Source organism: Mycobacterium sp. 050272, assembly GCF_039023525.1.
Lineage (GTDB): Bacteria > Actinomycetota > Actinomycetes > Mycobacteriales > Mycobacteriaceae > Mycobacterium.
In genome coordinates this window covers 80,456-101,627 of sequence record NZ_JBCHKV010000010.1, presented here as the reverse complement: position 1 = coordinate 101,627, position 21,172 = coordinate 80,456, and the positions used below count along the sequence as shown (strand labels likewise).

The following is a 21,172-nucleotide window of genomic DNA, read 5'->3' as shown; positions in this document are numbered from 1 at the left end:
TCAGTCACCCACGATCGAGGTCGACCACCAGCGGCCGGTGATCGGAGATCGGCATGGGCTCGGTCTGCGTCGTGGTGCCGCACAGGTTGCGGTCATCGGTCAGGATGTGGTCGAGCTGGCGGTCCGGAGCATGCGCCGGAAATGTGTCGGCCGTCGCGAGCGCCCGCATCCCCGACCAGCGATGCACTGCCGGTGGCGTCATGTTGAGGTCACCGGTCAGTAGCCTCGGACCGGGAAATCCGCGTAAATCGTCGATCAGGCGGCGTAATTGGCGCCGATTCCAGCCGGGCACGAAGGACAGATGCGTGTTGGCCACGGTCAGCGGACCCAATGGTGTGTCCAGCCGGGCGATGACCGCCGCTCTAGGTTCTTCGTCGACGACCATCACCCGGTCGGGGCCGGGCAGGTACATCGGAAACCGCATTGGAATCCTTGGCAGTCGCACGACTTGCCAACTGGCCGCTGGGAATCGGGACAGTAGTGCGATTCCGTACGCAGCGGTCCCGGGTTGTTCATCGCCGGTGGCCGCCATCCATGTCGCGCCTGGCGTGCCCGAGATCGCGGCCACGAATCGGTGTTCCACTGCTCCCATCGCTTCGGCTGCCAATGCGGTGAGGTCGGCGCGCGAGGACCGCTCCTGGTCACAGTCGACTTCCTGCAACGCCAATATGTCGGGATCAAGGCGGCGCACACAGTCCAGTAGCCGCTGCGGGTCGACCCCGTCGCCCACGGTGCGGCCGTGCAGGATGTTGAAGGTCGCTACGCGCATAGACTTTCAGCTTCCGATTTCCCGCTACTGGGCTCCGGGCACTTTTTCGCGAGCCGCCACCGAGCGGCCGTCGCCGGTATCGAAGACCTCGATGACGACGTCACGGTCCTGGTAGCGGCCCAGCGATGTCAGGCCCGGTGTTCGCGCGATGATGGCGTTGGCCGCATCACCGGCAAGCGGATAGTCGGCCACTGGGTGGCGCCAGTGTGCGGCAACAACATTCGCGCCGTTCTGCAGCCGAACGCGTTCGGAGGCCAACACTGCGGCGAGCGTCTCCGCTTCGAGGTAGTAGGCGATTTCGCTGAGCACGAGCAGATCGAAGGGGCCGGCCGGCCACGACTCATCGAGAGAAGACCGGGCCAGCGTCACCCGGTCGCGGCACCCCGCTTGCCGCAGCCGCATATCGGCACTACGTACCGCGGCGTCGGCCACATCCACCGCGGTCACATGGTCACAGCGCTGTGCCAGCTGCGCGGTCAGCGCACCGATCGAACAGCCGGGCTCGAAGGCATGCCGATAGCGGCGGTTGGGCAGCATGGCCAGCGTGATCGCGTATTTGCGCTGTTCGTACCACCGTGTCGACAACTGCCACGGATCGTCGGCGTCGGCATACATCTGGTCGAAATAGGCGTCGGGTAGGCGAGCACTCAGCGGAACGTCACCTCGCCCACGGCCATCAGTCGCGGCAGGACGTAGGTCGGCAGCACGGGCGGCGAGCCGGGACTCGATTCGAATTGGCTGCGAAAGCACTGCGCGGCAAGGCGTTTGCGGGCCGCCGCCCAAGCGGGCACCGGTAATGAATGCGCACGATCCCACGGCACCGCGGGATCGTGGGGAATGGCCCAGTGCCACATCCAGATCGGATACTCCAGCAACACGGCGTCGGTGCGTGCGCAGGCCGTGGCGGCGGCGCGGCCTACCGCCTCATGGTCGGGATGCCCGTCACCTCGCCAGGTGGCGGCACACCAGGGTCGCACGCCGGCCCGGTCGAGGATCTCGACAAGCAATTCGGCGAGCTTGTCCTCGTAGTCGGCCAGCTGGCCGTCCGGCAAGCCGAGCGACACCGGTGCGGGGATTCCTAAAATGCTTGTTGCTCTGCGTAATTCGTGCTGCCGTGTGGCCTCCATGCGCTTCTGGTCCAGTGGCGTCGCCCCGGGGTGCGCCGCGCCGCCGTCACTGACCGACACGACCTGAACGTCGACGCCAGATGCGACCAACTGGGCGATCATGGCGCCCAGGCCGAGTGTCTCGTCGTCGGGGTGGGGTGCGACGACGACCAGCCCCGGGCACTCGGTGAGATCCAGTGGCGCCAGCGGTTCGTCGTTGAGCGCGGCCAGCCATACTGGTGCCGGTGTACCGCTGTGGGTCAGCGGCTTGGCCGCAAACCTGGCGCAGTTACTAGTCGATAGTGTCTTCACGTCACCCTCAGCGCCGCTGGCCCGCAAGCTCCCCGAGCGCGGCCAGATCCCGCTCGGCGTGGCTTTGCCGTATGTAGATGCTCAAGTCGGCCACCCGCTGGGCATGTCGGCCGTCCTGGCACAGGGGGCCGGGTCCCAACGCGCGGCCGGTGCGGGTGATCGCCTCGTCGGCGGCGTGTTCAACGATCGCCCGCACCCGGCGCGCCAGCAGTTCGGCGCTGTCGGAGCGGTCGAACGGGTCGGCGTCGACCTGGGCTGCCGCGGTGCTCAGCATCGCCTCGCCGGCCGCCAGCGCGGCGTCGACGGCACCCAGATGTGCCAACGTGTATGCGTCGGCTGATTCGCTTGCAGCACAGCGGTATAACGGCTCGGCAACCCGGCGCGCACCACCGAGCCAGCATGCCGCCACGCCGATGGCGCCATGCCAGAAGCCGGGCCGGCTCAGATAGTCACCGGGATCACCGATCGCAACGGCCTGGGCATTAGTGAACTGCACCGGCCGGGTGTCACTTCCGGCCATCCCGGCGTTCCACCACGTGGACGGCAACGCCTTGACCGCGGGGTCGACGACGGCGACCGCGAAGAGACCGCGCTCGCCGTCATCCAGGCGGGCGGTCACCAGGGCATGAGTGCAGAACCCGGCGCCCGAGCACCACACCTTGGTGCCATTGAGCACGAATGCCCCTCTGACGTTGGTGGCCGTCACCACCGCATCGGGTGATTCGGCGGCCCACACCCCCCACAACTGGCCGAGATCGGGTGGCTTGCCGCCTAATTCGTCGAGGATCGCAACGGCGTCGACGTGAGCCTCGACGATGCGGGCCGCAACGACGTCTTCTTCAGCGAGCAGGGCCAGACGTTGCCAGCGTTCCAGCGTGCGTCCCGACGCGGGCAGTGGCAGTTCGAGTCGTCCGGAATCCAGCCAGTGCTTGATCAACCCCGCCGTCACGCGTGATCTCCCGCCGCCGTTCTCCCCAATTGCCGTAATTGGTAGGCGAATCCGCGCGGGGCGCGGGCCTGGGTTCGTGCCGAGGTGATGACCGACAGATCGGTATCGCGGTGAATGCGGTAGCCGACAGCTTTGAATCGCTCCACCAGGTCGACGTCTTCCCCGCAGGCCAGTGCGCGAAAGCCGCCGAGCCGCCAGTACGCGCGGGCACTGAAACCCATGTTTGCGCCGTGAATGTGATCGTGCTGGTCGCTCAGACGAGACTCGTAGGCCTGGGTATAGCGCGCCGCGGTGTCGGGCGAATGCTCGCGCCAGTCGGTGATACGCACTACGCCCAGAACCATGTCCGCACCGACGCCGAGCTGATGAATCAGCCAACCAGGGTCGACACGGCTATCCGCGTCCGTTGTGGCATACCAGCACTCGTCGTCATCGCGACACAGCGAGCGGCCATAGCCGAAGCCGGCCGCCCGCGCGGCGCCCACGTTGTGAGCGTCGACGCTGATGAAGTGCACATCGGGCCCATACTCGCCGGCCAGCCGCGCGCTGTCGTCGTCGCTGGCATCCAGAACGACGACGATGGACACCGGAATCGGTACGCACAGCGCACTGGTCACCACCGCACGCAGACACGCCGGGAGGTGCGCCTTCTCGTTGTGAGCGGGGACCACTACAACGACACGATCGTAGCTGCGAGGCGACTGCACAGACATACCTGGCGATTGCCCAATTCGCCACTGTTTAAACAAATGACAATCGGGTTGCCCGCGTGGTCGGCCGGGTATCACCTAGTCACATGGCATCTACGGCAGCACCCATCCAATCGGACGGCGGCTCGGCGCAACTGCGCGAGGCGTTGCGTGGCGCGGCGTCTGCACTCAAGGAGAACGGTCCGCGCTTTGCGCTGGCCGGCAGCTACGCCTTATGGGCGTACGGCGCACCTGAACCCAGCCATGACGTCGATCTGGTAGTCGCCGAATCCGACGTGGCCGCCGCGGCCGCCACGCTGCGCGACGCCGGGTTCACGATCGAAAACCCGCCGGAGGATTGGCTGTTCAAGGCGTGCATTGGCGAGGCTTTCGTAGACGTACTACACCGCGTGAACGGCGAGCCGGTGCAGCCGGCGACCCTGGATTTCGCCGAGCAGCGTGACGTGCTGGCAATCGGGATGCCCGTGTTGCCGCCCACCATGGTGTTGATCCAGAAGTTGCGTGCCCTCAACGAGCATCACTGCGATTTCGCGAAGCTACTACCGCACGTGCGCGCAATCCGGGAGCGGCTCGACTGGGGCAGCATCAGATCGCAGACCGCCGACAACGATTACGCGGTGGCCTTCTTGGTACTCGCCGGCCGGCTCGGGCTCACCGGCTGAACGCCGGCGCTCAGTGATTGCGCAGTTTGGCGACCAGTTTGTCCTTCGTCAGGCCCGAATAGCCGGACATACCAAGTTCTTTGGCGCGCTTCTTGAGCTCCGGCACCGTCCAGTCGGTGTATGAACCGGACACCCCGCCCTTGCGGCCGACCGAAGACTTGCCCCGCGCGGCGGCGGCGTTGGAGATCCGTGCCGCTTTTTCCTCGGAGTTGCCCTGCTTACGCAGCTCGCGATACATCTTCTCATTTTTGATCGACGGGTTCGGCACGATGGTCACCTTCCTGTCATCGATGGAATAATTTCGGCAGAATTCCCGGCTTGACCGCGGTGAAACCAAGGCCCCGAAACACCTGCCCGTCACCACTGCGGTTACCTACCCGGGAGCGGGGTAGTCGAAAATGGTGAGTCAAGCGACCGACAACGGCCTGCGCGGTGTGGTGGCCATCGGCGCCTCGGCGGGTGGCGTCGAGGCACTGTCGAGGCTGGCCTCCGGATTGTCGATGGACTTGCCGTACGCGTATTTGATGACCTTGCATATTCCCGCCGGCGCGCCGAGCGTCCTGGCACGGATCATCGACCGCAGCGGACCCGTGCCCGCTGCCAACGCCGAGAATGGCGCAGCGCTGGAACCGGGCCACATCTACGTGGCCCCGCCTGACCGTCATTTGCTCGTCGACGAGCGTCGCGTCGTGCTATCACAGGGGCCGACCGAGAACGGTCATCGACCGGCGATCAATGCGCTGTTCAGCTCGGTCGCGTTGGCGTTCGGGCCGCGCGCGGTCGGGGTGCTCCTGTCGGGTGTTCTCGACGATGGCGTCCTCGGGCTGGACGCGATCCGGTCGCGCGGCGGAATCACCATCGGCCAGTCGCTCGATGATGCGCTATTCCCGTCGCTGCCCGGAAAAGCGCAGGACGCCGGTGTATTGGATCAACAGGCTGCGGCGGCCGGCATCGGCGAAGTGCTCAAAGCGCTGTCGGATCGTGAAATCACGGAGCCGAATATGGAGCCCGACCATAGGATCGAGCTCGAAAATCGCATCGCGATGACGCCCCGATTCTCGACGAAATTCGATGCCCAAGATTTGGGTCCGGCGTCGGGATACACCTGCCCGGATTGCAATGGATCACTAGTTGCGGTCGGGGAGAAACACTTTCGTTGCCGAGTAGGTCACGCCTGGACGCCCGACGCGTTGCTGGCCGCTCGCGACGATGAAGTCGAGGGTGCGCTCTGGATCGCCCTGCGCAGTCTGCAGGAAAAAGCCAAGCTGGCCCGGCAACTGGCCGACAGCGCCGGGCACGGTCCGCTCTTTCGCCGGTACACCGCGCAGGCCGAGGAAACCGAACGCGCGCTGAGCGTGCTCGGTGAACGACTGATGGCCACCAGTGCCCGCACCGATGACCGTGGTGATGCCGGTGGTTGAGTCATCGGTCCACGTCGACGTCGAACGTCGCCGAGATGTCGCGGTCATGACGATCGGTGGAGTGCTCGACGGCACCACCTACCGGACCCTGCGCGATGCGGTGATCAAAGCCGCCCTAGACGAGCCGCGCGCGGTGATCGTCGATGTCAACAACCTTTCGGTACCCGCCGAATCCGCGTGGTCGGTGTTCACCAGCGCTCGCTGGCATGTCAGCACCTGGCCCGACGTGCCGATTCTGCTGGTATGTGAAAGCCTTCGGTCGCGGCGCGCGATCAGCACGAACGGTGTCTCCCGGTACGTGCCGGTGTACGGCGACCACCAGGCCGCGGCCGACGCCGCGCTGGATCGGTCGTTCGATGGCCGCCGCCGGGCGCGAACCCAGCTTCCCGCCCGGGCGGTGAGTGTCGGTCTGGCCCGCGCGTTGATCTCCGAGTGGCTGACCGCGTGGGCCCAGAGTCATCTGATTCCGGTCGCGGGCACGGTGGCGACGGTCTTCGTCGAGAATGTCCTCGACCATACGGACAGCGCGCCGGTGCTGATCGTCGAGAGCTATCGAGACACCGTCACGGTCGCAGTGGAAGACGACAGCCTGCAGCCGGCGGGCCGGCGTGAAACCGAATCCGGCACAGCGACCCTTTCGGGCCTGTCCATCGTCTCCGCGCTGTGCCGTGCGTGGGGCAGCACGCCCACGTCGTCGGGCAAGACGGTCTGGGCACTGGTCGGTCGCGAAAACGAGCTCTAGCACCGCGAGTAGTGTTCAAGTCCTGACGCAGTCGATCTTCGAGGGACTTCCATGGGCGACATCACCGATGAGTCGTTTGAGGCATTGCTGCGCTATCTGCGGGATTCTCGTGGATTTGACTTCACCGGCTACAAACGAACGTCGTTGATGCGTCGCGTCCGTCATCGGATGGAACACGCCGGCCACAGCTCCTACGAGGAATACCTCGATGTCTTGCAAGCCAGTTCGGACGAATTCGCGTCGCTGTTCAATACCATCCTGATCAACGTCACCGCGTTTTTCCGCGATCCGGAAGCCTGGGAGTTCGTCCGAGCCGAGGTCATTCCGCGGCTGCTTGCCGAGCGGGGACCCACCGACCCGCTCCGGGTATGGAGCGCCGGATGTGCATCCGGACAAGAGGCGTACACGCTGGCCATGCTCTTGGCCGATGCGCTTGGGGCCGACGAATTCCGGCAGCGGGTCAAGATCTACGCGACCGATATCGACGAGGAGGCGCTCGCCGAGGCTCGTGTCGCGTCCTACGATGCCAAAGCGGTCGAGTCGGTTCCACCGGAGATGCTGGCGCGCTACTTCGATCAGGTCAACGGCCGCTACGTATTCCACAAAGATCTGCGGCGCGCAGTCATTTTCGGCCGCAACGACCTCGTCAAGGATGCGCCCATCTCCCGCGTCGACTTGTTGGTGTGCCGCAATACCCTGATGTATCTCAATGCCGAGACTCAGCGAAATGTGCTGGGACGCTTACACTTCGCGCTCGGCCCGCAGGGCACTTTGTTCCTGGGGCACGCCGAGATGTTGTTGAGCCACGGTGACCGCTTCACCCCCTTGAACCTGAAGAATCGGATCTTTCGCAAGGCGGCCGGTACTCATGGCGGCGTGGATCGCTACGACCCGGCGGCGGCGTTCTACGATCGTCACGGCGACTTGCCGGGCTTGACCACGGTGCGCGAGTTAGCTTTTCGGGCCAGCCCGGTGGCGCAGATCGTGGTCACCGGCGAGGACACCGTGGCGATGATCAACCAGCAGGCCGAGAGTGTCTTCGGCCTGTCGGCTCGCGACATCGGCCGGCTGCTGCGTGATCTCGAAGTCTCTTACCGGCCCGTCGAGCTGCGCGCCTACCTCGAGCAGGCGAAAGTCGAGCGGCGTTCGGCGCGGATTCCGGACGTCAAATGGCAGCGGCCCGGCGCCGAAACGGTGTGGTTCGAGATCCACGTCAATCCTCTGGTCGACGCCGAGAACGGCCTGCTCGGGGTTTCGATCGTGTTCTTCGACGTCACCGCGACGCGCGCCCTGCTGGACAAGGTGGTGCAGACCAACCGCCAGCTGGAGGCGGCTTATGAGGAGTTGCAGTCCACCAACGAGGAACTCGAGACGACGAACGAGGAGCTGCAGTCCACGGTGGAGGAACTCGAGACCACCAATGAGGAATTGCAGTCCACCAACGAAGAACTCGAGACCATGAACGAGGAGCTGCAGTCCACCAACGACGAACTGCACACCATCAACGACACCTTGCGGGAACGCAGCCTGGAACTCGACGACGCGAAGAATTTCCTGGATTCGCTGACCAACTCGATGCAGCTGGGCATGGTAGTGGTGGACCGCGGGATGAAGGTCGTGGTGTGGAACCGGGGCTGCGAGGACCTCTGGGGGTTGCGGGCCGACGAGACGACCGGCACCAGGCTGACGTCGCTGGATATTGGGCTCCCGTTGGAGACCGTGCGGCCGTTGATCGGCAACGCGTTCGTCGACCCGGACAGCTTCGGTGAAACCGTGCTAGACGCGGTCAACCGGCGTGGCCGGGCGGCGCGGGTTCGGGTGACGTGCACGTCATTTCGCTCGGGGGATGGGGCCGTCGGAGGGGCACTGCTTCTGATGGAGGTTTTAAGCGAGCAGCGGCCTTAGTTACCGGTTGCCCGGTCGGCTGCAGCATGTTTGGCGGCCTGCTGTGCTTGCGCGGCGCGACGCAGTGACTCTTCGGCGCGGCGTCGGGCGATAGCCACCGATTGTGCCGTGGCGCCAAGCCCTGCCGCCAGATCCTGACGTCGACGCTGGAGTTCGGCGGCGCGTCGGCGGGCGGCCTCGGCGCGAGCCGCCGGGGTATTGGCGGTGCAGTTCCAGGACAGCTGGGGAGGTCCGCCGGACGGTGCGCCGGTCATTTCACCTGTTTTCCTCGCTTTTCTTTCCGCCGGAGTGGTGTCGTCGATACCCGGCATTGAGCCTGCGGCCGCGGCTTCGACGGATGGGCAGGGTGGCGGCGCGCCCTCGACGATGCTGGCCAATACATCGCCGATGGCGTGAAGCGGCAAAACCAGGTCGGCGCCGGCCTTGGCCGCCGCGATCGGCATCGAGGGGTATTCGGCGGTCTCCGGGCTCTGGGCGATGGTGAAGGCGCCAGCCCGTTTCATCGCCGCGACCCCCTTGGCTCCATCCCTGCCGGAGCCCGACAACACCACCGCCAGCCCCCGCGGTCCGTATGACTTGGCTGCCGATGCCAATAGGACGTCGAAGCGGTGTTCGCTGAGTGATCCCATCGTGCGCAGCCGACAGGAGCCGCCCGACGACAGTTCTATGTGCGTGTCCGGCGGGCACACGATCACTTCGCCCGGCTGGACCAATTGTCCATCGCGTGCCCAGCTGACCCGATGGTCTGTCGACCTGTGCAGAATCGTCGGCAGCACGCTGGACTGTCCACCGAGATGTTGTTGCACGACGATGGCCGCGCCGAAATCAGCCGGCAGGTCATGTAAGACCGTCGTCAACGCGTCCAAGCCACCCGCCGAGGCCACCAACACCACCACTGCGACCCCGGGACGGCGCTCGCCGGTTGTCATAGGTTCTAGTCTCCTCCCACCGCCGGTACTGCCGCAGCTTCCAGTCCGCAGGTATCCGCGAGGCGAAGTGGTTCGCCGGCCGGCGAAAATGCCGGGACTTATGAGTTCGGGCCGACATTTATCTGGGTACGGCCCCCTGTCGCGGGCGCCGCGGCGCCGCGGTGCACCGCGCGTGGAGTACTGGCGAGTTCGAACCGGCTACGGAAGGACTTTGTCGTGAAGATCGCGATCGTTATCGGCGACGACTTCGTTGGTGACGACCCGGCGCACCTCAGCAGCGCGCTGACCGCTCTGGGACGCGACGTCACCGTCTACGTGCGGCAACGTGATCGGCGCATCGAGCAAAAGCGGCCCGACCGGGGCTATCGCATCGTTTCGGTGCACGTTGGTCCCGGCGCAGTGCGATCGGCGACCGACGTTTTGCCGTTCGTCGGGGATTGGGCGGCCACACTCGAACGGCAGTGGTCAGGCAAGCCACCCGACATCGTGCACGCGTACGGCTGGCTGGGCGGATTGGCGGCTCAGCTGGCCGCACGACGCAGCGGCGGGCTGACAGTCCAGACTTTCCAGGGCTTCGGTGCGTCGAGGACACCTGAGGCCAGGACGGGCGAAGACGCGGTACGTGAGCGCCTGGAGCCGTTGTTGGCACGCAACGCGGGCTGGGTAACCGTCGAGAGCACTTCGGAACTCGAGACGGTGGCCAGATTGCGGCACGGACGGGAGCGAGCGTCGGTTCTCACCGGGGGTGTCGATGTCGAGCGCTACACCCCGGTGGGTCCGGCGTTTGACCGCTCCGATGTCTTTCGCATTCTGTGTTTGGCGCCAAATCCTCTGCTGCGTAACGGTTTTGACCTCGTAATCCAGGCCTTGCCTCGGGTCCCGGCGGCTGAGATCGTGGTCGCGGAAACCGACCCGACCAACCGCAGAAACGACGAGGCGCGCGCGAAGCTGGAACGGCTCACCACCGAGTTGGGAGTGGCCGACCGGGTGCGGTTCCTCGGCCCCGTTCCCGGTAGCGAATTGCCGATGTTGCTGCGATCCATCGACGTCCTCGCCTGTACACCGCGCCAGGCGCCCCGGGCGACGGCGGCGTTGCAGGCCATGGCGAGCGGAGTCGCCGTAGTCGGCGTGCCGGTCGGTGTGCTCAATGATGTCGTTATCACCGATGTGACTGGCCATCTGTTGTCGGACGACAACCCCAAAGAACTGGCGGCCGCTTTGAGAATGCTTGCCGCGGAACGGTTTCGCTGTGAGGGCATGGGCGCGGCAGGCAGAAACCGGGCAATGTCCCGCTATACGTGGAATCGGATTGCGCTGGACTCCCTGGCCATTTATGGGAGACTCAGTGCGGGACGCCTGCCGTCGGGACGGCAGGCGAAGGCGATGGAAGAGGTCACACGGTGACCGGTGTGCAGTCTTTCGGTGAGTTCACAACACCGACGGCGAAGTCATGACCAGCGTCGCCGAGAAGTCCGTCGACGTCTCCGATGGATCGCCCGAATCGCGCAACGCCGACTACGGGGCGGCCCGTGACCCTGGAAAATTGGCACGGCCGACCGCAGTTCGACACGAGCAATTTCGCACGTTCGATCCGGCCCAGGCGCGTCGCTTCTTTGCCGCCGCCTACACACCGGGTTGGCAAATCATGGGTCTCGACCGAGGATCGGCGCTTACCCACCGGCGTTGCGATACCGGCTCGCTGCACCTCGACGAGGTTCTGATTCAGGGCCGGGTCAGGTGCGAAATTCCCGGGGCGACATCCGTTCTCGTGATCCAACCCCGTGCCGGTTCGTTATCCACCGCCATAGCCTCGTCCAGCGAGCCCGAGTGCCCGGTGCTCGTCGCTGACGGTATGCCTTGTGTGCTGCACATCAATTCCGCGCAGTTCGATGTCGTAAGCATCGGAGAAGACGTGCTGCGAAAGGTCGCCGCCGGCCACCATGCGCCGTTGCCGCAGCAGATCCGATTCCTGGACCCGCGCCCGCGCTCGGTTGCCGCCACGCGCGCCTGGCACCGGGCAATGGATTACGTCACGGCTACCCTGTCGTCGGCGGATACGGTGGGTCAACCGCTGATCGCCGCATCGGCGGCCGGCGTAATGGCGACCGCACTGCTCGAGTGTTTTCCGTCCACCCTGTCCGCGGACAACGATGTACTGAGCGATCCGGAGGTACCGGAGGCACTGAAAGACGCTGTTTCATTCATCCACCGAAACGCGTCGAGCGACGTAGGGATCCACGATGTCGCGGCCGCGTTGCGCCTGACGCCCAGGGCGGTGCAATACCTCTTCAAACACCAACTCGACACCACACCGACGCGATACATGCGGCGCGTTCGGCTGCACCGCGCGCATTTGGACCTGTTATCCAGCGACCGCTCCACGACCACAGTCGGCGAGATCGCACAGCGGTGGGGCTTCGTACACACCGGTCGGTTCGCGGTGCAGTACCGGCAGACCTACGGCCAGAGCCCGCATACCACGTTGCGGCAATCCGGCTAGCCTGTGATTCGCATCGAATCAACTTCGTTTGACGGATAACCACGCCGCGCGGCGAATCGTTAATATGGCAGCTGAATGAGAAACCTACTGCGTGGCTTGCCATTTTGATATTGCACATGAGTGCGTGCCGTCACCCGAACATGCGGGACTCGAGTATTGCGGCTAGGCTCTGGTCAGGTTGAGTCCACAGCTGCCGACTTCTTCGGGGCCACCTGGACATCGTTGTCACCGCCCTGTCGCCAATCCACTCAAGATGGGCGCACTTTTCATGACTGCTTTACCTTTTCGATATGCAACAGATTTTCGTGGGCAACCACGCTGCCGCCATCTGATCGATTGCGCTGGGGCGCAACTACATGTGCATACGCGTAGCTTGGCAACCGTCTTGCGCGTGGACGGTGAAATAGACGCATCCAATGCCGACCTGGTGGGGGGCGCTATCCGCCGCTATTCGCAGCTGAAAGCTCCTCTGATCCTGGACCTCAGCGAGCTGGATTTCCTTGGCATGAGCGGCTTTCGGACGCTCCTTGTGCTCAACTGCGAACACCGGCGCGCCCGCCTCCACTGGAGTGTGGTCAGCGGCGCACGGCTGGATCGTCTCACCCGCGTGGTCCCCAACCACGGTCTGCCGCTTGTCGATTCGGTTCCCGAGGCACTTCAGCTCGTCGACGACCGGATACAGGCGCGGCGTCAGCACTATCGTGGCGCACCCCGCCAACACGAACCTCAACGGAAAACCGCCTGACGGGCTTAGCCAGCGCCGACCGAGACACCCTGTCGCCCTTGGCTACTCGCCGAATCAGCATACGAGTCGCCTTCTCGAGGATCTCCTGCGCCGCGTCGGGCGGCCGCGCACGCTCGGCGCGCTGCGCGGCCGTCGCGATGGTGAGTCCCTGCTCGTAGCCGACGACGACTCGCGGATCGACGTATGAGCCGCGTGCCACCGCGCAGTATTGCCCAGTCCCTCGGCGACCTCCTTCATCACCGCGGCCTCAACGCGTTTGGTCACGCGTTGGGATACGGGCGGGTCCGCGTCGACGAATGCGGCGGCCGCCAACACTGTTCCGTGCCAGGTGCGCAGGTCCTTGACGGTGAATTCGCCGCCGACGAGTTCTTTGAATCGGGTATTGAGGTCCTCGGCGCGGATATCTGTCCATCCGGATGCGTTGCGGTACACCAGTAATCGTTCACTACCGCCGCGGCGTCGCATCAGCGAGCGCACCGCGCGGACCACGTCGGCATCCTGGACCGCGATGGTGCGCTGCACCCCGCATCATCACCTCCAGTCCCGTGGCTTCCACACAAAACGGCCCGCCACGGCGTTGTGGCGGGTCGTTATGCGCGCAGTTAGCCGGCCATGAACTCCTGGTAGGCCGATTCCAGGTTGCCCGGCAGGGCGGACACGTTGCACTGGCGCTCGGTGTCGCCGATCGGCGCCAGGATGCCGCGCAGGTCGTAATACTCCTGCGGGTGCGCGGTGAAGTAGCCGCGCAGGCTGGACGCGGCCTCCCCTCGTGGCTGTCCGTAGGCTGCGCTGACAACCTGGTTGGCGCCCGGGTGAGCGGCGAGATACTGCTCAGCCGCGCCCTGTACCGAGGAAACCGTGGCGTTGACACCCGCGGGGCTGCAGTCGGGTGCGGCGGTGGCTGACGGCGCGGCGACGAGGCCCAGGGCCATTCCTCCGAGCAGGCAGCCCGCGCTCATGCCCGCGACTCGCCGGCGCGCGACGATACTGCTGAAATTCATGATCAGTGTTTCCTTCGAATCGATCCGAATTGATTCGCGGGGACTCCCGACTCCCCGAAATCCAAGGTAGCTAAGGATGATGTGGGCAACCTACCGATCGCGCGTGTAGCTAACGCTTGGATCGACGGCAGTTCTCGGCTTGGTCACGCCCAGGCAGTCAGTACCCGCACGTCGTGACCAAATCGTGACCAACTGAAGCGGGTACCAGCAAAATCACCTTATGATTTCTCTAAGGCACCGATCGCGGCGTCGTGCGTCACCGCAAAGATGGCTGCCGTTGCCAGCCGAGTGCGCGATGCCGCGCCGGTACGACCCGCGGCTAGCATGGCGTGCGGTCAATGTCGTAACTGCCGGGCGGGAGCTCAGATGGTCGAGATCCACGTGGAACGAACGATCGCCGCGCCACTCGAGCAGGTCTTCGACTGGCTGGCGGACCCCGTCAATTTGGCCGCTGCACCGTTGGCCCTCAAGGGGTATTGGGCCAAAGGCACGACTGGCCCAGGGCCCGGAGCGCTGCGCGAGGTGATCGGCGTCGGTACCTATTTCCGCGAGGAACTCACGGCCTATGACCGGCCGCACAGCTACACCTACCTGATCGTCAAGTCGATTCCACCGTTCCAGCACGACGGCGGCACCCTGACGTTCACGGCCACGGGCGACGGGGCCCACGTCGACTGGCTGACCAACTACACCCATCCGGCCGCGGCCGGAGGAAAAGTGCTGGAAGCGCTCAGCCGCCGACTGCTGCGCGGGAGTTTCCTCGCAATCCTGGACGCATGCGCGAAGGCGCTCGAGAAGTAACCCGCCGAGTTGCTGGGTAGCGCAAGGCTATCGGGCGTCCATCACTGATGCGGGGCCACCGAGTTGGCCAGCTGTGAGCCGATAACGACCGCGACGATGATCAGGATGAGCGCAGTGGTCGGCCACACCCACATGACCCGCTTGCGCGCCGCCGCGAGGATGACGCCGCCGACGGCGATGAGGGCCGCGATGCCGACGCCGCCCCACGTCACCACATAGGCCCAATCGAGCGCCGAAGTGTCGCACCGGTTGCCCGCGCACGAGTCGGTCGCCATCGCGAAAAAGAAGGAGAACGTGATGGTCAGCGCACCCGCGATCCCGGCGAGCACGAACATGGTGATCGTGGCGATGGTGTCGGCGGTCGAACGCTGTCTCTGCTGCGGGGGATGGTTAGCCGTCATGTATCACCTATGCCCAATCCACGCCTCAGTAATCGCGCGGCAAAGCCGCCACCATCGTCTCGACCTGCGCGCGGCTGAGCGCGATGATGCTGCCGTCGGGTAGCCCGAGAATCCGGTCGGCGGCCACCGCGTGCAAGCGGAACCTGGTGGTCAAAACATCGATGGCATGTTGCCTGCTGGGCTCATCATTGGCGTCGGCGATCTGGATGACGTTGGAGTGCAGGCGCGCGGCCAGGCCTTGAATCATGTCGGCGACACCCTCGGGGTCGAAGGTGTGAAAAATGCCCTCGGCCACTCCGTCGGAGATCAACCGCGTCAGCAGCGGTTGCGTCAACTGCTCGCTCACCGTGACGATGCGCCCGTACAGATGCGCGTTCTCGGGCCGTAGCAGCGAGACCATCGCTGCCAGCTGCTCGGGTGTGCCGGTCTGCATCTTCACGTCGAAACCGGCCCGCAGCAGTGTGTTGAGCCGGTCCAGCGCGTTGCCGTCGCAACGCGCTGTCGCCTCTTCGATGGCAGCGAGCTGCGCATGGGCGCTGCGCTCGGCCAGCGTTGTGATGAGCGCATCCTTCGACGGAAACCAGTGGTAGAAAGCGCCTTTGGAGACACCGGCGTCGGCGATGAGATCGTTGAGGCTGACGTTCTCGTAGCCGCGCGCAACGAACAGCGCCGCGGCACGATCCAGGATCTCGGCACGGCGTACGTCGGGATGCTTAACTACTCGCGGCATCGGAGTGGTCCGGCCACGGTGGGCTTCGCGATCCAGCCCACGTAGGTCAGGTACAGGCCGACCAATGCGATGGCGCCGAAGATGGCGCGCACTACCGGTATGGCATTTTCCTGCAGCGACTTGCCGGCCGAGTCGTACACGTCGGGAATCGCCAGGATGAGTATTCCGCGGATCGCCAGAAACCACCCCAGCAGTGAGACCAAAACCGCTGCGACACTTCGCCAATACTGATGAAAGGCGACGATGACGCTGCCCCACATCAGCAGCAGCGCCCCAAGTGCCCACTGCCACATAGGATCTCGGCTGAACTCGTCCAGCAGTACGGGCATTTGTGAGGTCGCGCGAAATGCGACGATCGACGGCACGATCAGAAAGAACGGTCCGAACGCGCGCGCGAACATCCGGGTACGAAACTGCGATGGATCCGGCTGGCTCATTGCTACCTTCATGGGTGAGAACATAACCGACCAGTGGTCGGTATACAAGACCGATGGTCGGTAATGTCATATGGATGTTTGCCCGCCGGCGGGGTATCCAGCAGAGATGGACGTTGCCAAGGACATCAAGGACTTCTTGATGTCGCGACGAGCGAGGATCACCCCCGAGGCGGTCGGCCTGCCGCCGGGGCGGCGTCGCCGGGTGCCCGGGCTACGGCGCGAGGAAGTGGCTCGGCTGGCCGGCGTGAGCATCGACTACTACACGCAGGTAGAGCGGGGGAATGTGGCCGGTGTCTCCGACGACGTCCTGCATGCGGTCGCCGGCGCCCTGCGACTCGGTGAAGCAGAGGAAACTCACCTGTTCGACTTGGTTCGCGCCGTCACCGGCAAGGGCGCCCGGACCCGATCGGTAGCGCCCGCGGGCCGAACCGTCCCGGAAGGGGTGCAGGCATTGCTGGACAGCATGGTCACCGCGCCCGCGATCGTGATCAACGGCCACCTCGATGTCGTCACCGCCAACACGCTCGGGCGCGCTCTGTACGCACCCGTCTTCGCCCGTGCCAGGGCGACACCGAACCTGGCTCGATTCATGTTTCTCGACTCCGCGGCCGAGCACTTTTTCCCGGAGTGGGACCGCGAAGCCGACGACGTCGTTTCGCTGCTGCGGGCCGAAGCGGCGCGTGCCCCCGATTCGCCGGCCGTCACCGACCTGGTCGGTGAGCTCGGATCGCGCAGCGAGCCCTTCCGCACGAGTTGGGCGGCGCACAACGTCAAGGCACATCGCCACGGCTCCAAGCGATTCCGGCATCCCGAGGTCGGCGAACTGGCACTGACCTACAACGTCTTCGACATCGCCAGCGTCGGTGGGCTGTCGTTGATCGGCTATACAGCCGAACCCGATTCACCTTCTGACGAGGCGCTGCGGCTGCTCGCCAGCTGGACGGTGACCGCGCGCGATTCCAATGCGGCGTCCACCTAGCCGCGATCGCCGGAAGCAACGTGACCGAGTTGGAGCTGGAAAACTCCTGAGCAACTTAATGTTTCGCGCTAGCTCTTAAGCCGGCGTATCAGTTGGTCGGCGGCATAGCGCCCGCTGGCCACGGCCCCGATAACGGTGGACGGGTTTTTAGTGTCGGCAGCCTCACCCGCCAGGTAAAGCCGATCGCTGATCGGGTCCCGCAGGCGGCGGCGGTCGTCGAGCCCGGAACCGGGCGCGTGGAATGAGTAACTGCCCCGCGCATACGGGTCGGTGCTCCAATTCGAGGTCCGGACTTGCACCGGCGCGACGTCGTCGCCGAACAGCTGGTGAGCGATCGGCAGCGCCCGGGCGGTCACATCGGCTGCCGAGGACGCCTCCACCGCCCGGCCGCGTTCGCCGGCATTGAAGGCCACCACGATCGGTCCGGCGCTGTTGGACAGGGTGAACCACTGCGCCCACGCGCCCGGGTCGGTGCCCATGAAGAGGTAGAAGGCGTTGTCGGTCTTCCATGTTCGCCGGTTGAACCGGAAGAAGGTCTTCGACAGCACACCGAATCCCAGGGCGTTCACGGCGCGAGCGTGTTGGTCGGGGAGCGGGGGGTCGAAGGCGATCGCACCGGCTTTGAGCACTCCGAGGGGAACGGTGACGATCGCAGCGGGGCCTTCGAAGGACTGGTTTCCGGCGTGCACAGTGACGGAGCTGTCGCGTCGAGTGATCGCGGTGACCGGCGTGCCGAGGACGATCTGAAGTCCGTCGGCCAGCAGCTTCGGCAGGGCGTCGTAGCCGTTCGTGATGACGGCCTGGTCGCCGTCGGCGTAGTCGCCGGTGTCAAATGTGGTGGCGGAGAGCTGGTCTGCGCCGGCCGCGTATTCGTCCTCGATCTCGGTGGCGACAAAGAATGCCAGCTGGGTGCGATCCGAACCCGAAAGCTCCGCGCGCTTGGCCGCGGCGTCGACGGCGGCGCCCAGGCTGCCGCCGTTGACCCGATCGCAGGCCCGTTCGACGAACTGGCGCCAGGAGTCGGCGTCGTAGTCCGTTGCCGGCAGCCGGCGATCCACCGCGAGCTTCGCCCAGCCGTAGTAGTCGGTCGGGATGACTTCGGCGTGCGCGTCGTGAGCCAGCTCCATCATCGGGTCGCTGGCGGTGCCGTGGATCCAGGACGCGCCCATCTCGATCGGCACGCCCCAGTCGCGGTTGGTATAGACACGACCGCCAATGCGATCGCGGGCCTCGATCAGGCGCACCGGCCATCCGGCGTCGACCAGGCGGCGCGCGGCAGCCAAGCCGGCCATGCCGGCACCCACGATCAGAACCGACCCGGTGTCCGGTTTGATCTCCGGGGGCGGGGGTGGTGGTGACACCGAATGTTCACTCGATGCACAGGCAGCCAGTAGCCCGCCAGTGACCGCGCTCATCATTGCTGTGAGCACCGCCCGACGGGACATCGGGGACATGACAGTCAGCCTCTCACACCGTAACCGGCGCCGTGCCGGGGTTTGCCAGTTAGCGGCGAACTGTGTGCTGTGATCCGGGCGCGCGGGTTTGGCCGAAATTGCATAGTTGGACGCCCGTGCCGTTATAAGATCGCTGCATCCAGAGTGCGGCGACGCGGCCGTGTTCGACGGGGGGAGCTGGCGATGAGTGCTCGGCGAACGACACGTGTGATTGACCCGCTGCCCGACGTATTGCCGTCGAGCCGCACGCTGACCGTCCGCGCGGTCGACGGCACCCCGTTGCACGCGGAGGTATTCGGGCCATCGGACGGCTACCCGATCGTGCTGACCCACGGCATCACCTGCGCGATCCGGGCGTGGGCCTACCAGATCGTGGAGTTGGCCACCGAATACCGCGTGATCGCGTTCGACCATCGCGGCCACGGCCGAAGCGGGGTTCCGCGCCGCGGTGGATACAGCCTGAAACACCTTGCGTCCGACCTGGATTGCGTGTTGGACGCGACGCTGGCGCCACATGAGCGCGCCGTCATCGCCGGGCACTCGATGGGCGGGATCACGATCGCCGCGTGGTCGGCCCGCTACCGCCACAAGGTCCACCGGCGCGCCGATGCGGTGGCGTTGATCAACACGACCACCGGCGACCTGGTCCGCCAGGTCAAGCTGTTCTCAGTGCCGGGGCAGCTGTCGCCGGCGCGCTCGCTCGCCGCGCGCGGGTTGATCAACCTGTTCGGTGGGGTCCCGATTCCAGGTCCGGCTCTGCTGGCCACTCGCAGCCTGATCGCGATGCTCGCGGTCGGTAAGGACGCCGACCCGAGTGCCGCCACACTCATCCACGACTTGTTCGCGCGGACACCGGCGGCCGGGCGCGGCGGTTGCACGAGGATGCTCGTCGAATCCCTGGGGTCGCGGTACCTCGACCTGACCGGGTTGACGGTGCCGACCCTGGTCATCGGCAGCGAAGAGGACCGTCTGACACCGATCGCCGCGGCCCGCGAGATCGCACGCACCGCGCCCAACGTGGTTGGCCTGGTGGAGCTGCCCGGCGGTCACTGCTCGATGTTGGAGCACCACCGCGAGGTCACCGGCCAGCTGCGGTCACTGGCCGAATCCATCACCCTGCCGGTCGCGCAGATCAGCTCATAGCAGGGCGGTGATCTCAGCGGCCGCTCGCAGACCGGACCGGACCGCGCCGTCGAAGAACCCGGTCCACTCGTCGGCGGTCTCGGTGCCCGCCCAGTGAATCGGTCCGACCGGTTCGCGCAGCCAGCGCCCGAACCGCGTCCACGACCCCGGCGGCACCGCCGCGGTCGGCCCGCCCGGAGCGAAATCCTCGGTGCCCCAACGATGATCCACATAGTCGAGTGGCGCAAGCGCCTCCTCGCCGAACAGCGACGCGAAGCAGCGCAAGGTGTCGCGGCGGCGTTGGTCGCTGGGCAGTGAGTCGAACGCGCGGGCGTCGACAAAGCCCAGCAGAATTCCCGGCCCATCGGCCTGCGGGCTTACGTCGAAGGTGATGAACACCGGTCCCTTGTCGGAGAGCGCCTGTCCCGAGAGTCCGTTGGCTCGCCAGAACGGTGTCGAATACGCCGCGAAAGCTTTGCTGAGCCGGCCCTGCGGCCACTGCTCGACCAGATGCTGGTACTCGACGGGCAGCGGGGGAGTGAACTCGATGGCCCCGCGATGAGCCGGCGGAATCGCGACTATGACGAACCCGGCGTCGGCCGTGCCAGCATCGGAGGTGACCGTCACGCCGGAACCGTGCCGTTCGATGCGGTGCACCGGCGCATTCAGCACGACGCGAGCGCCCAGTTCGTCGGCCGCCGACCGGGCGATTTGCTGGGTGCCGCCGGGGAAATGGTCCTGCTGGGCGCCGTCCTGGGTGTCGAGCATCCGGTCCAGACCGCCCGCGGCCCGGATGTAGCGCGCGGCGTGCAGCATCGACACGTCCTCGAGTTCGCATCCCCAGGTCACCCGGGCCATGATGGCCATCAGGTCGCGCGACGAGGCGCTGGCGCGCACCGAACGCAACCACTGTCCGAACGACACCTCATCGAGCTGGCGGGCGCGCTGCGCCCGCCACGGTGCATCGACCGGAATGCTGCGCGCGATTCTTTCGAATTGCCAACGCAGCCGGGCGATGTCGAGCAACCCGGTCAGCGAAAGCTTGGGGATGGTGCCGTGGTAGGAACGCGTCCAGCCGCGCCACTGGATGACGTTCCTGCCGTCATGGTAGGTAGGCGTAATCGGGATCTGCAGCTCGGCCGCCAGCGCCAGCACCGCGTCCTGGGTGGGGCCGACGAACGCGCCGCCCATATCCACCGGCAACCCCGCGACGCTACCGGTGAACGCACGCCCGCCCACCCGGTCGCGACCCTCGAACACCACCACGTCGTGACCCTGTCGCGTCAGCTCCCGCGCCGCGGTGAGACCGGCAAAGCCCGCGCCGACCACCACAACATCGACAGTCCACGACGCCATCGTCACACCCCCTAGTCAACCGCATGGTGACACGCCCGCGGTAGAGGACGTTCACATCACGGCGATGGCAACCGTATGCCCGCGGCGGCGAACTGCCTAATCTGCGATCACGTGATCGCCACTGAGCCGGCCGCTACGGCC

Annotated in this window: 23 protein-coding genes and 1 pseudogene; 10 read left to right on the top strand and 14 right to left on the bottom strand. The window is 65.6% G+C overall.

Annotation, left to right across the window (positions count from 1 at the left end):
• Positions 1–4: 4 nt before the first annotated feature.
• The 5 genes from AAHS21_RS19575 to AAHS21_RS19555 are packed head-to-tail and all read right to left on the bottom strand — an operon-like array spanning position 5 to position 3,843.
• Positions 5–769, bottom strand: a complete 765-nt coding sequence (locus tag AAHS21_RS19575; RefSeq protein ID WP_342929234.1) for an endonuclease/exonuclease/phosphatase family protein — start codon at positions 767–769, stop codon at positions 5–7.
• 24 nt (positions 770–793) lie between these two features.
• The gene (locus AAHS21_RS19570) at positions 794–1,384 is read right to left on the bottom strand and encodes an SAM-dependent methyltransferase (RefSeq protein ID WP_342929233.1); all 591 of its coding nucleotides are present in this window, start codon (positions 1,382–1,384) and stop codon (positions 794–796) included.
• 32 nt (positions 1,385–1,416) lie between these two features.
• Entirely contained in the window at positions 1,417–2,187 is a 771-nt protein-coding gene (locus tag AAHS21_RS19565; RefSeq protein ID WP_342929232.1) for a PIG-L deacetylase family protein, read from the bottom strand.
• A 7-nt stretch (positions 2,188–2,194) separates the two neighbouring features.
• A complete protein-coding gene (locus tag AAHS21_RS19560; RefSeq protein WP_342929231.1) occupies positions 2,195–3,136 on the bottom strand; it encodes an acyl-CoA dehydrogenase family protein in 942 nt (313 codons plus the stop codon).
• Positions 3,133–3,843, bottom strand: coding sequence for a glycosyltransferase family 2 protein (locus tag AAHS21_RS19555; RefSeq protein WP_342929230.1), 711 nt, complete (start codon positions 3,841–3,843; stop codon positions 3,133–3,135). The genes AAHS21_RS19560 and AAHS21_RS19555 overlap by 4 nt, the downstream gene beginning before the upstream one ends.
• An 89-nt stretch (positions 3,844–3,932) precedes the next feature.
• On the opposite strand from AAHS21_RS19555, the gene AAHS21_RS19550 reads away from it, so the two are divergent.
• Positions 3,933–4,508, top strand: a complete 576-nt coding sequence (locus AAHS21_RS19550) for a hypothetical protein (RefSeq protein ID WP_342929229.1) — start codon at positions 3,933–3,935, stop codon at positions 4,506–4,508.
• Positions 4,509–4,518: 10 nt separating this feature from the next.
• Here AAHS21_RS19550 and AAHS21_RS19545 read toward each other — a convergent pair whose 3' ends face one another.
• Entirely contained in the window at positions 4,519–4,776 is a 258-nt protein-coding gene (locus tag AAHS21_RS19545; protein WP_342929334.1) for a Rho termination factor, read from the bottom strand.
• A gap of 130 nt (positions 4,777–4,906) precedes the next feature.
• Here AAHS21_RS19545 and AAHS21_RS19540 point away from each other — a divergent pair, with 130 nt between their 5' ends.
• From AAHS21_RS19540 to AAHS21_RS19530, 3 genes are read left to right on the top strand one after another with little or no spacing between them, the layout of a single operon-like run.
• On the top strand, positions 4,907–5,929 hold the full coding sequence (locus AAHS21_RS19540; protein WP_342929228.1) for a chemotaxis protein CheB: 1,023 nt from the start codon (positions 4,907–4,909) through the stop codon (positions 5,927–5,929).
• Positions 5,922–6,671 carry an STAS domain-containing protein gene (locus AAHS21_RS19535; RefSeq protein WP_342929227.1) on the top strand — a complete coding sequence of 250 codons (750 nt, stop codon included), beginning with the start codon at positions 5,922–5,924 and terminating at the stop codon, positions 6,669–6,671. Before AAHS21_RS19540 ends, AAHS21_RS19535 begins: the two co-directional genes overlap by 8 nt.
• 51 nt (positions 6,672–6,722) lie before the next feature.
• Positions 6,723–8,576 (top strand): CheR family methyltransferase, encoded by a 1,854-nt coding sequence (locus AAHS21_RS19530; RefSeq protein WP_342929226.1) that lies wholly within the window; start codon positions 6,723–6,725, stop codon positions 8,574–8,576.
• Here the strand turns inward: AAHS21_RS19530 and AAHS21_RS19525 are convergent.
• Positions 8,573–9,505 carry a chemotaxis protein CheB gene (locus AAHS21_RS19525; RefSeq protein WP_342929225.1) on the bottom strand — a complete coding sequence of 311 codons (933 nt, stop codon included), beginning with the start codon at positions 9,503–9,505 and terminating at the stop codon, positions 8,573–8,575. The two genes, AAHS21_RS19530 and AAHS21_RS19525, sit on opposite strands and share 4 nt — an antisense overlap.
• A 216-nt stretch (positions 9,506–9,721) precedes the next feature.
• Between AAHS21_RS19525 and AAHS21_RS19520 the strand changes: the two genes are divergently transcribed.
• From AAHS21_RS19520 to AAHS21_RS19510, 3 genes are all read left to right on the top strand, one after another.
• Positions 9,722–10,909, top strand: coding sequence for a glycosyltransferase (locus tag AAHS21_RS19520; RefSeq protein WP_342929224.1), 1,188 nt, complete (start codon positions 9,722–9,724; stop codon positions 10,907–10,909).
• A 46-nt stretch (positions 10,910–10,955) separates the two neighbouring features.
• Positions 10,956–12,005 carry a helix-turn-helix domain-containing protein gene (locus AAHS21_RS19515; RefSeq protein ID WP_342929223.1) on the top strand — a complete coding sequence of 350 codons (1,050 nt, stop codon included), beginning with the start codon at positions 10,956–10,958 and terminating at the stop codon, positions 12,003–12,005.
• 253 nt (positions 12,006–12,258) lie between these two features.
• Positions 12,259–12,750 carry an STAS domain-containing protein gene (locus tag AAHS21_RS19510; protein WP_342929222.1) on the top strand — a complete coding sequence of 164 codons (492 nt, stop codon included), beginning with the start codon at positions 12,259–12,261 and terminating at the stop codon, positions 12,748–12,750.
• 34 nt (positions 12,751–12,784) lie between these two features.
• On the opposite strand, the pseudogene AAHS21_RS19505 reads toward AAHS21_RS19510, so the two are convergent.
• Together AAHS21_RS19505 and AAHS21_RS19500 are read right to left on the bottom strand one after the other, a co-directional pair.
• Positions 12,785–13,275, bottom strand: a pseudogene (locus AAHS21_RS19505) (DNA topoisomerase IB); the annotation flags it as partial.
• A gap of 77 nt (positions 13,276–13,352) precedes the next feature.
• A complete protein-coding gene (locus tag AAHS21_RS19500; RefSeq protein WP_342929221.1) occupies positions 13,353–13,751 on the bottom strand; it encodes a heme-binding protein in 399 nt (132 codons plus the stop codon).
• Between the two features lie 366 nt (positions 13,752–14,117).
• On the opposite strand from AAHS21_RS19500, the gene AAHS21_RS19495 reads away from it, so the two are divergent.
• Positions 14,118–14,552, top strand: a complete 435-nt coding sequence (locus tag AAHS21_RS19495) for an SRPBCC family protein (RefSeq protein WP_342929220.1) — start codon at positions 14,118–14,120, stop codon at positions 14,550–14,552.
• Positions 14,553–14,593: 41 nt separating this feature from the next.
• Here AAHS21_RS19495 and AAHS21_RS19490 read toward each other — a convergent pair whose 3' ends face one another.
• From AAHS21_RS19490 to AAHS21_RS19480, 3 genes are read right to left on the bottom strand one after another with little or no spacing between them, the layout of a single operon-like run.
• Positions 14,594–14,953: a hypothetical protein gene (locus AAHS21_RS19490; protein WP_342929219.1), complete on the bottom strand. Its 360-nt coding sequence runs from the start codon at positions 14,951–14,953 to the stop codon at positions 14,594–14,596.
• Positions 14,954–14,978: 25 nt separating this feature from the next.
• A complete protein-coding gene (locus AAHS21_RS19485) occupies positions 14,979–15,683 on the bottom strand; it encodes a TetR/AcrR family transcriptional regulator (RefSeq protein ID WP_342929218.1) in 705 nt (234 codons plus the stop codon).
• Positions 15,671–16,132 carry a hypothetical protein gene (locus AAHS21_RS19480; RefSeq protein WP_342929217.1) on the bottom strand — a complete coding sequence of 154 codons (462 nt, stop codon included), beginning with the start codon at positions 16,130–16,132 and terminating at the stop codon, positions 15,671–15,673. Before AAHS21_RS19480 ends, AAHS21_RS19485 begins: the two co-directional genes overlap by 13 nt.
• 94 nt (positions 16,133–16,226) lie before the next feature.
• On the opposite strand from AAHS21_RS19480, the gene AAHS21_RS19475 reads away from it, so the two are divergent.
• Positions 16,227–17,099 carry a helix-turn-helix transcriptional regulator gene (locus tag AAHS21_RS19475; RefSeq protein ID WP_342929216.1) on the top strand — a complete coding sequence of 291 codons (873 nt, stop codon included), beginning with the start codon at positions 16,227–16,229 and terminating at the stop codon, positions 17,097–17,099.
• A 68-nt stretch (positions 17,100–17,167) separates the two neighbouring features.
• Here the strand turns inward: AAHS21_RS19475 and AAHS21_RS19470 are convergent, their stop codons facing one another.
• The gene (locus tag AAHS21_RS19470; RefSeq protein WP_342929215.1) at positions 17,168–18,460 is read right to left on the bottom strand and encodes an NAD(P)/FAD-dependent oxidoreductase; all 1,293 of its coding nucleotides are present in this window, start codon (positions 18,458–18,460) and stop codon (positions 17,168–17,170) included.
• Positions 18,461–18,736: 276 nt separating this feature from the next.
• Between AAHS21_RS19470 and AAHS21_RS19465 the strand changes: the two genes are divergently transcribed.
• Positions 18,737–19,696: an alpha/beta hydrolase gene (locus AAHS21_RS19465; protein ID WP_342929214.1), complete on the top strand. Its 960-nt coding sequence runs from the start codon at positions 18,737–18,739 to the stop codon at positions 19,694–19,696.
• On the opposite strand, the gene AAHS21_RS19460 is transcribed toward AAHS21_RS19465, so the two are convergent.
• A complete protein-coding gene (locus tag AAHS21_RS19460) occupies positions 19,691–21,037 on the bottom strand; it encodes a flavin monoamine oxidase family protein (protein ID WP_342929213.1) in 1,347 nt (448 codons plus the stop codon). The two genes, AAHS21_RS19465 and AAHS21_RS19460, sit on opposite strands and share 6 nt — an antisense overlap.
• Positions 21,038–21,172 lie beyond the last annotated feature (135 nt).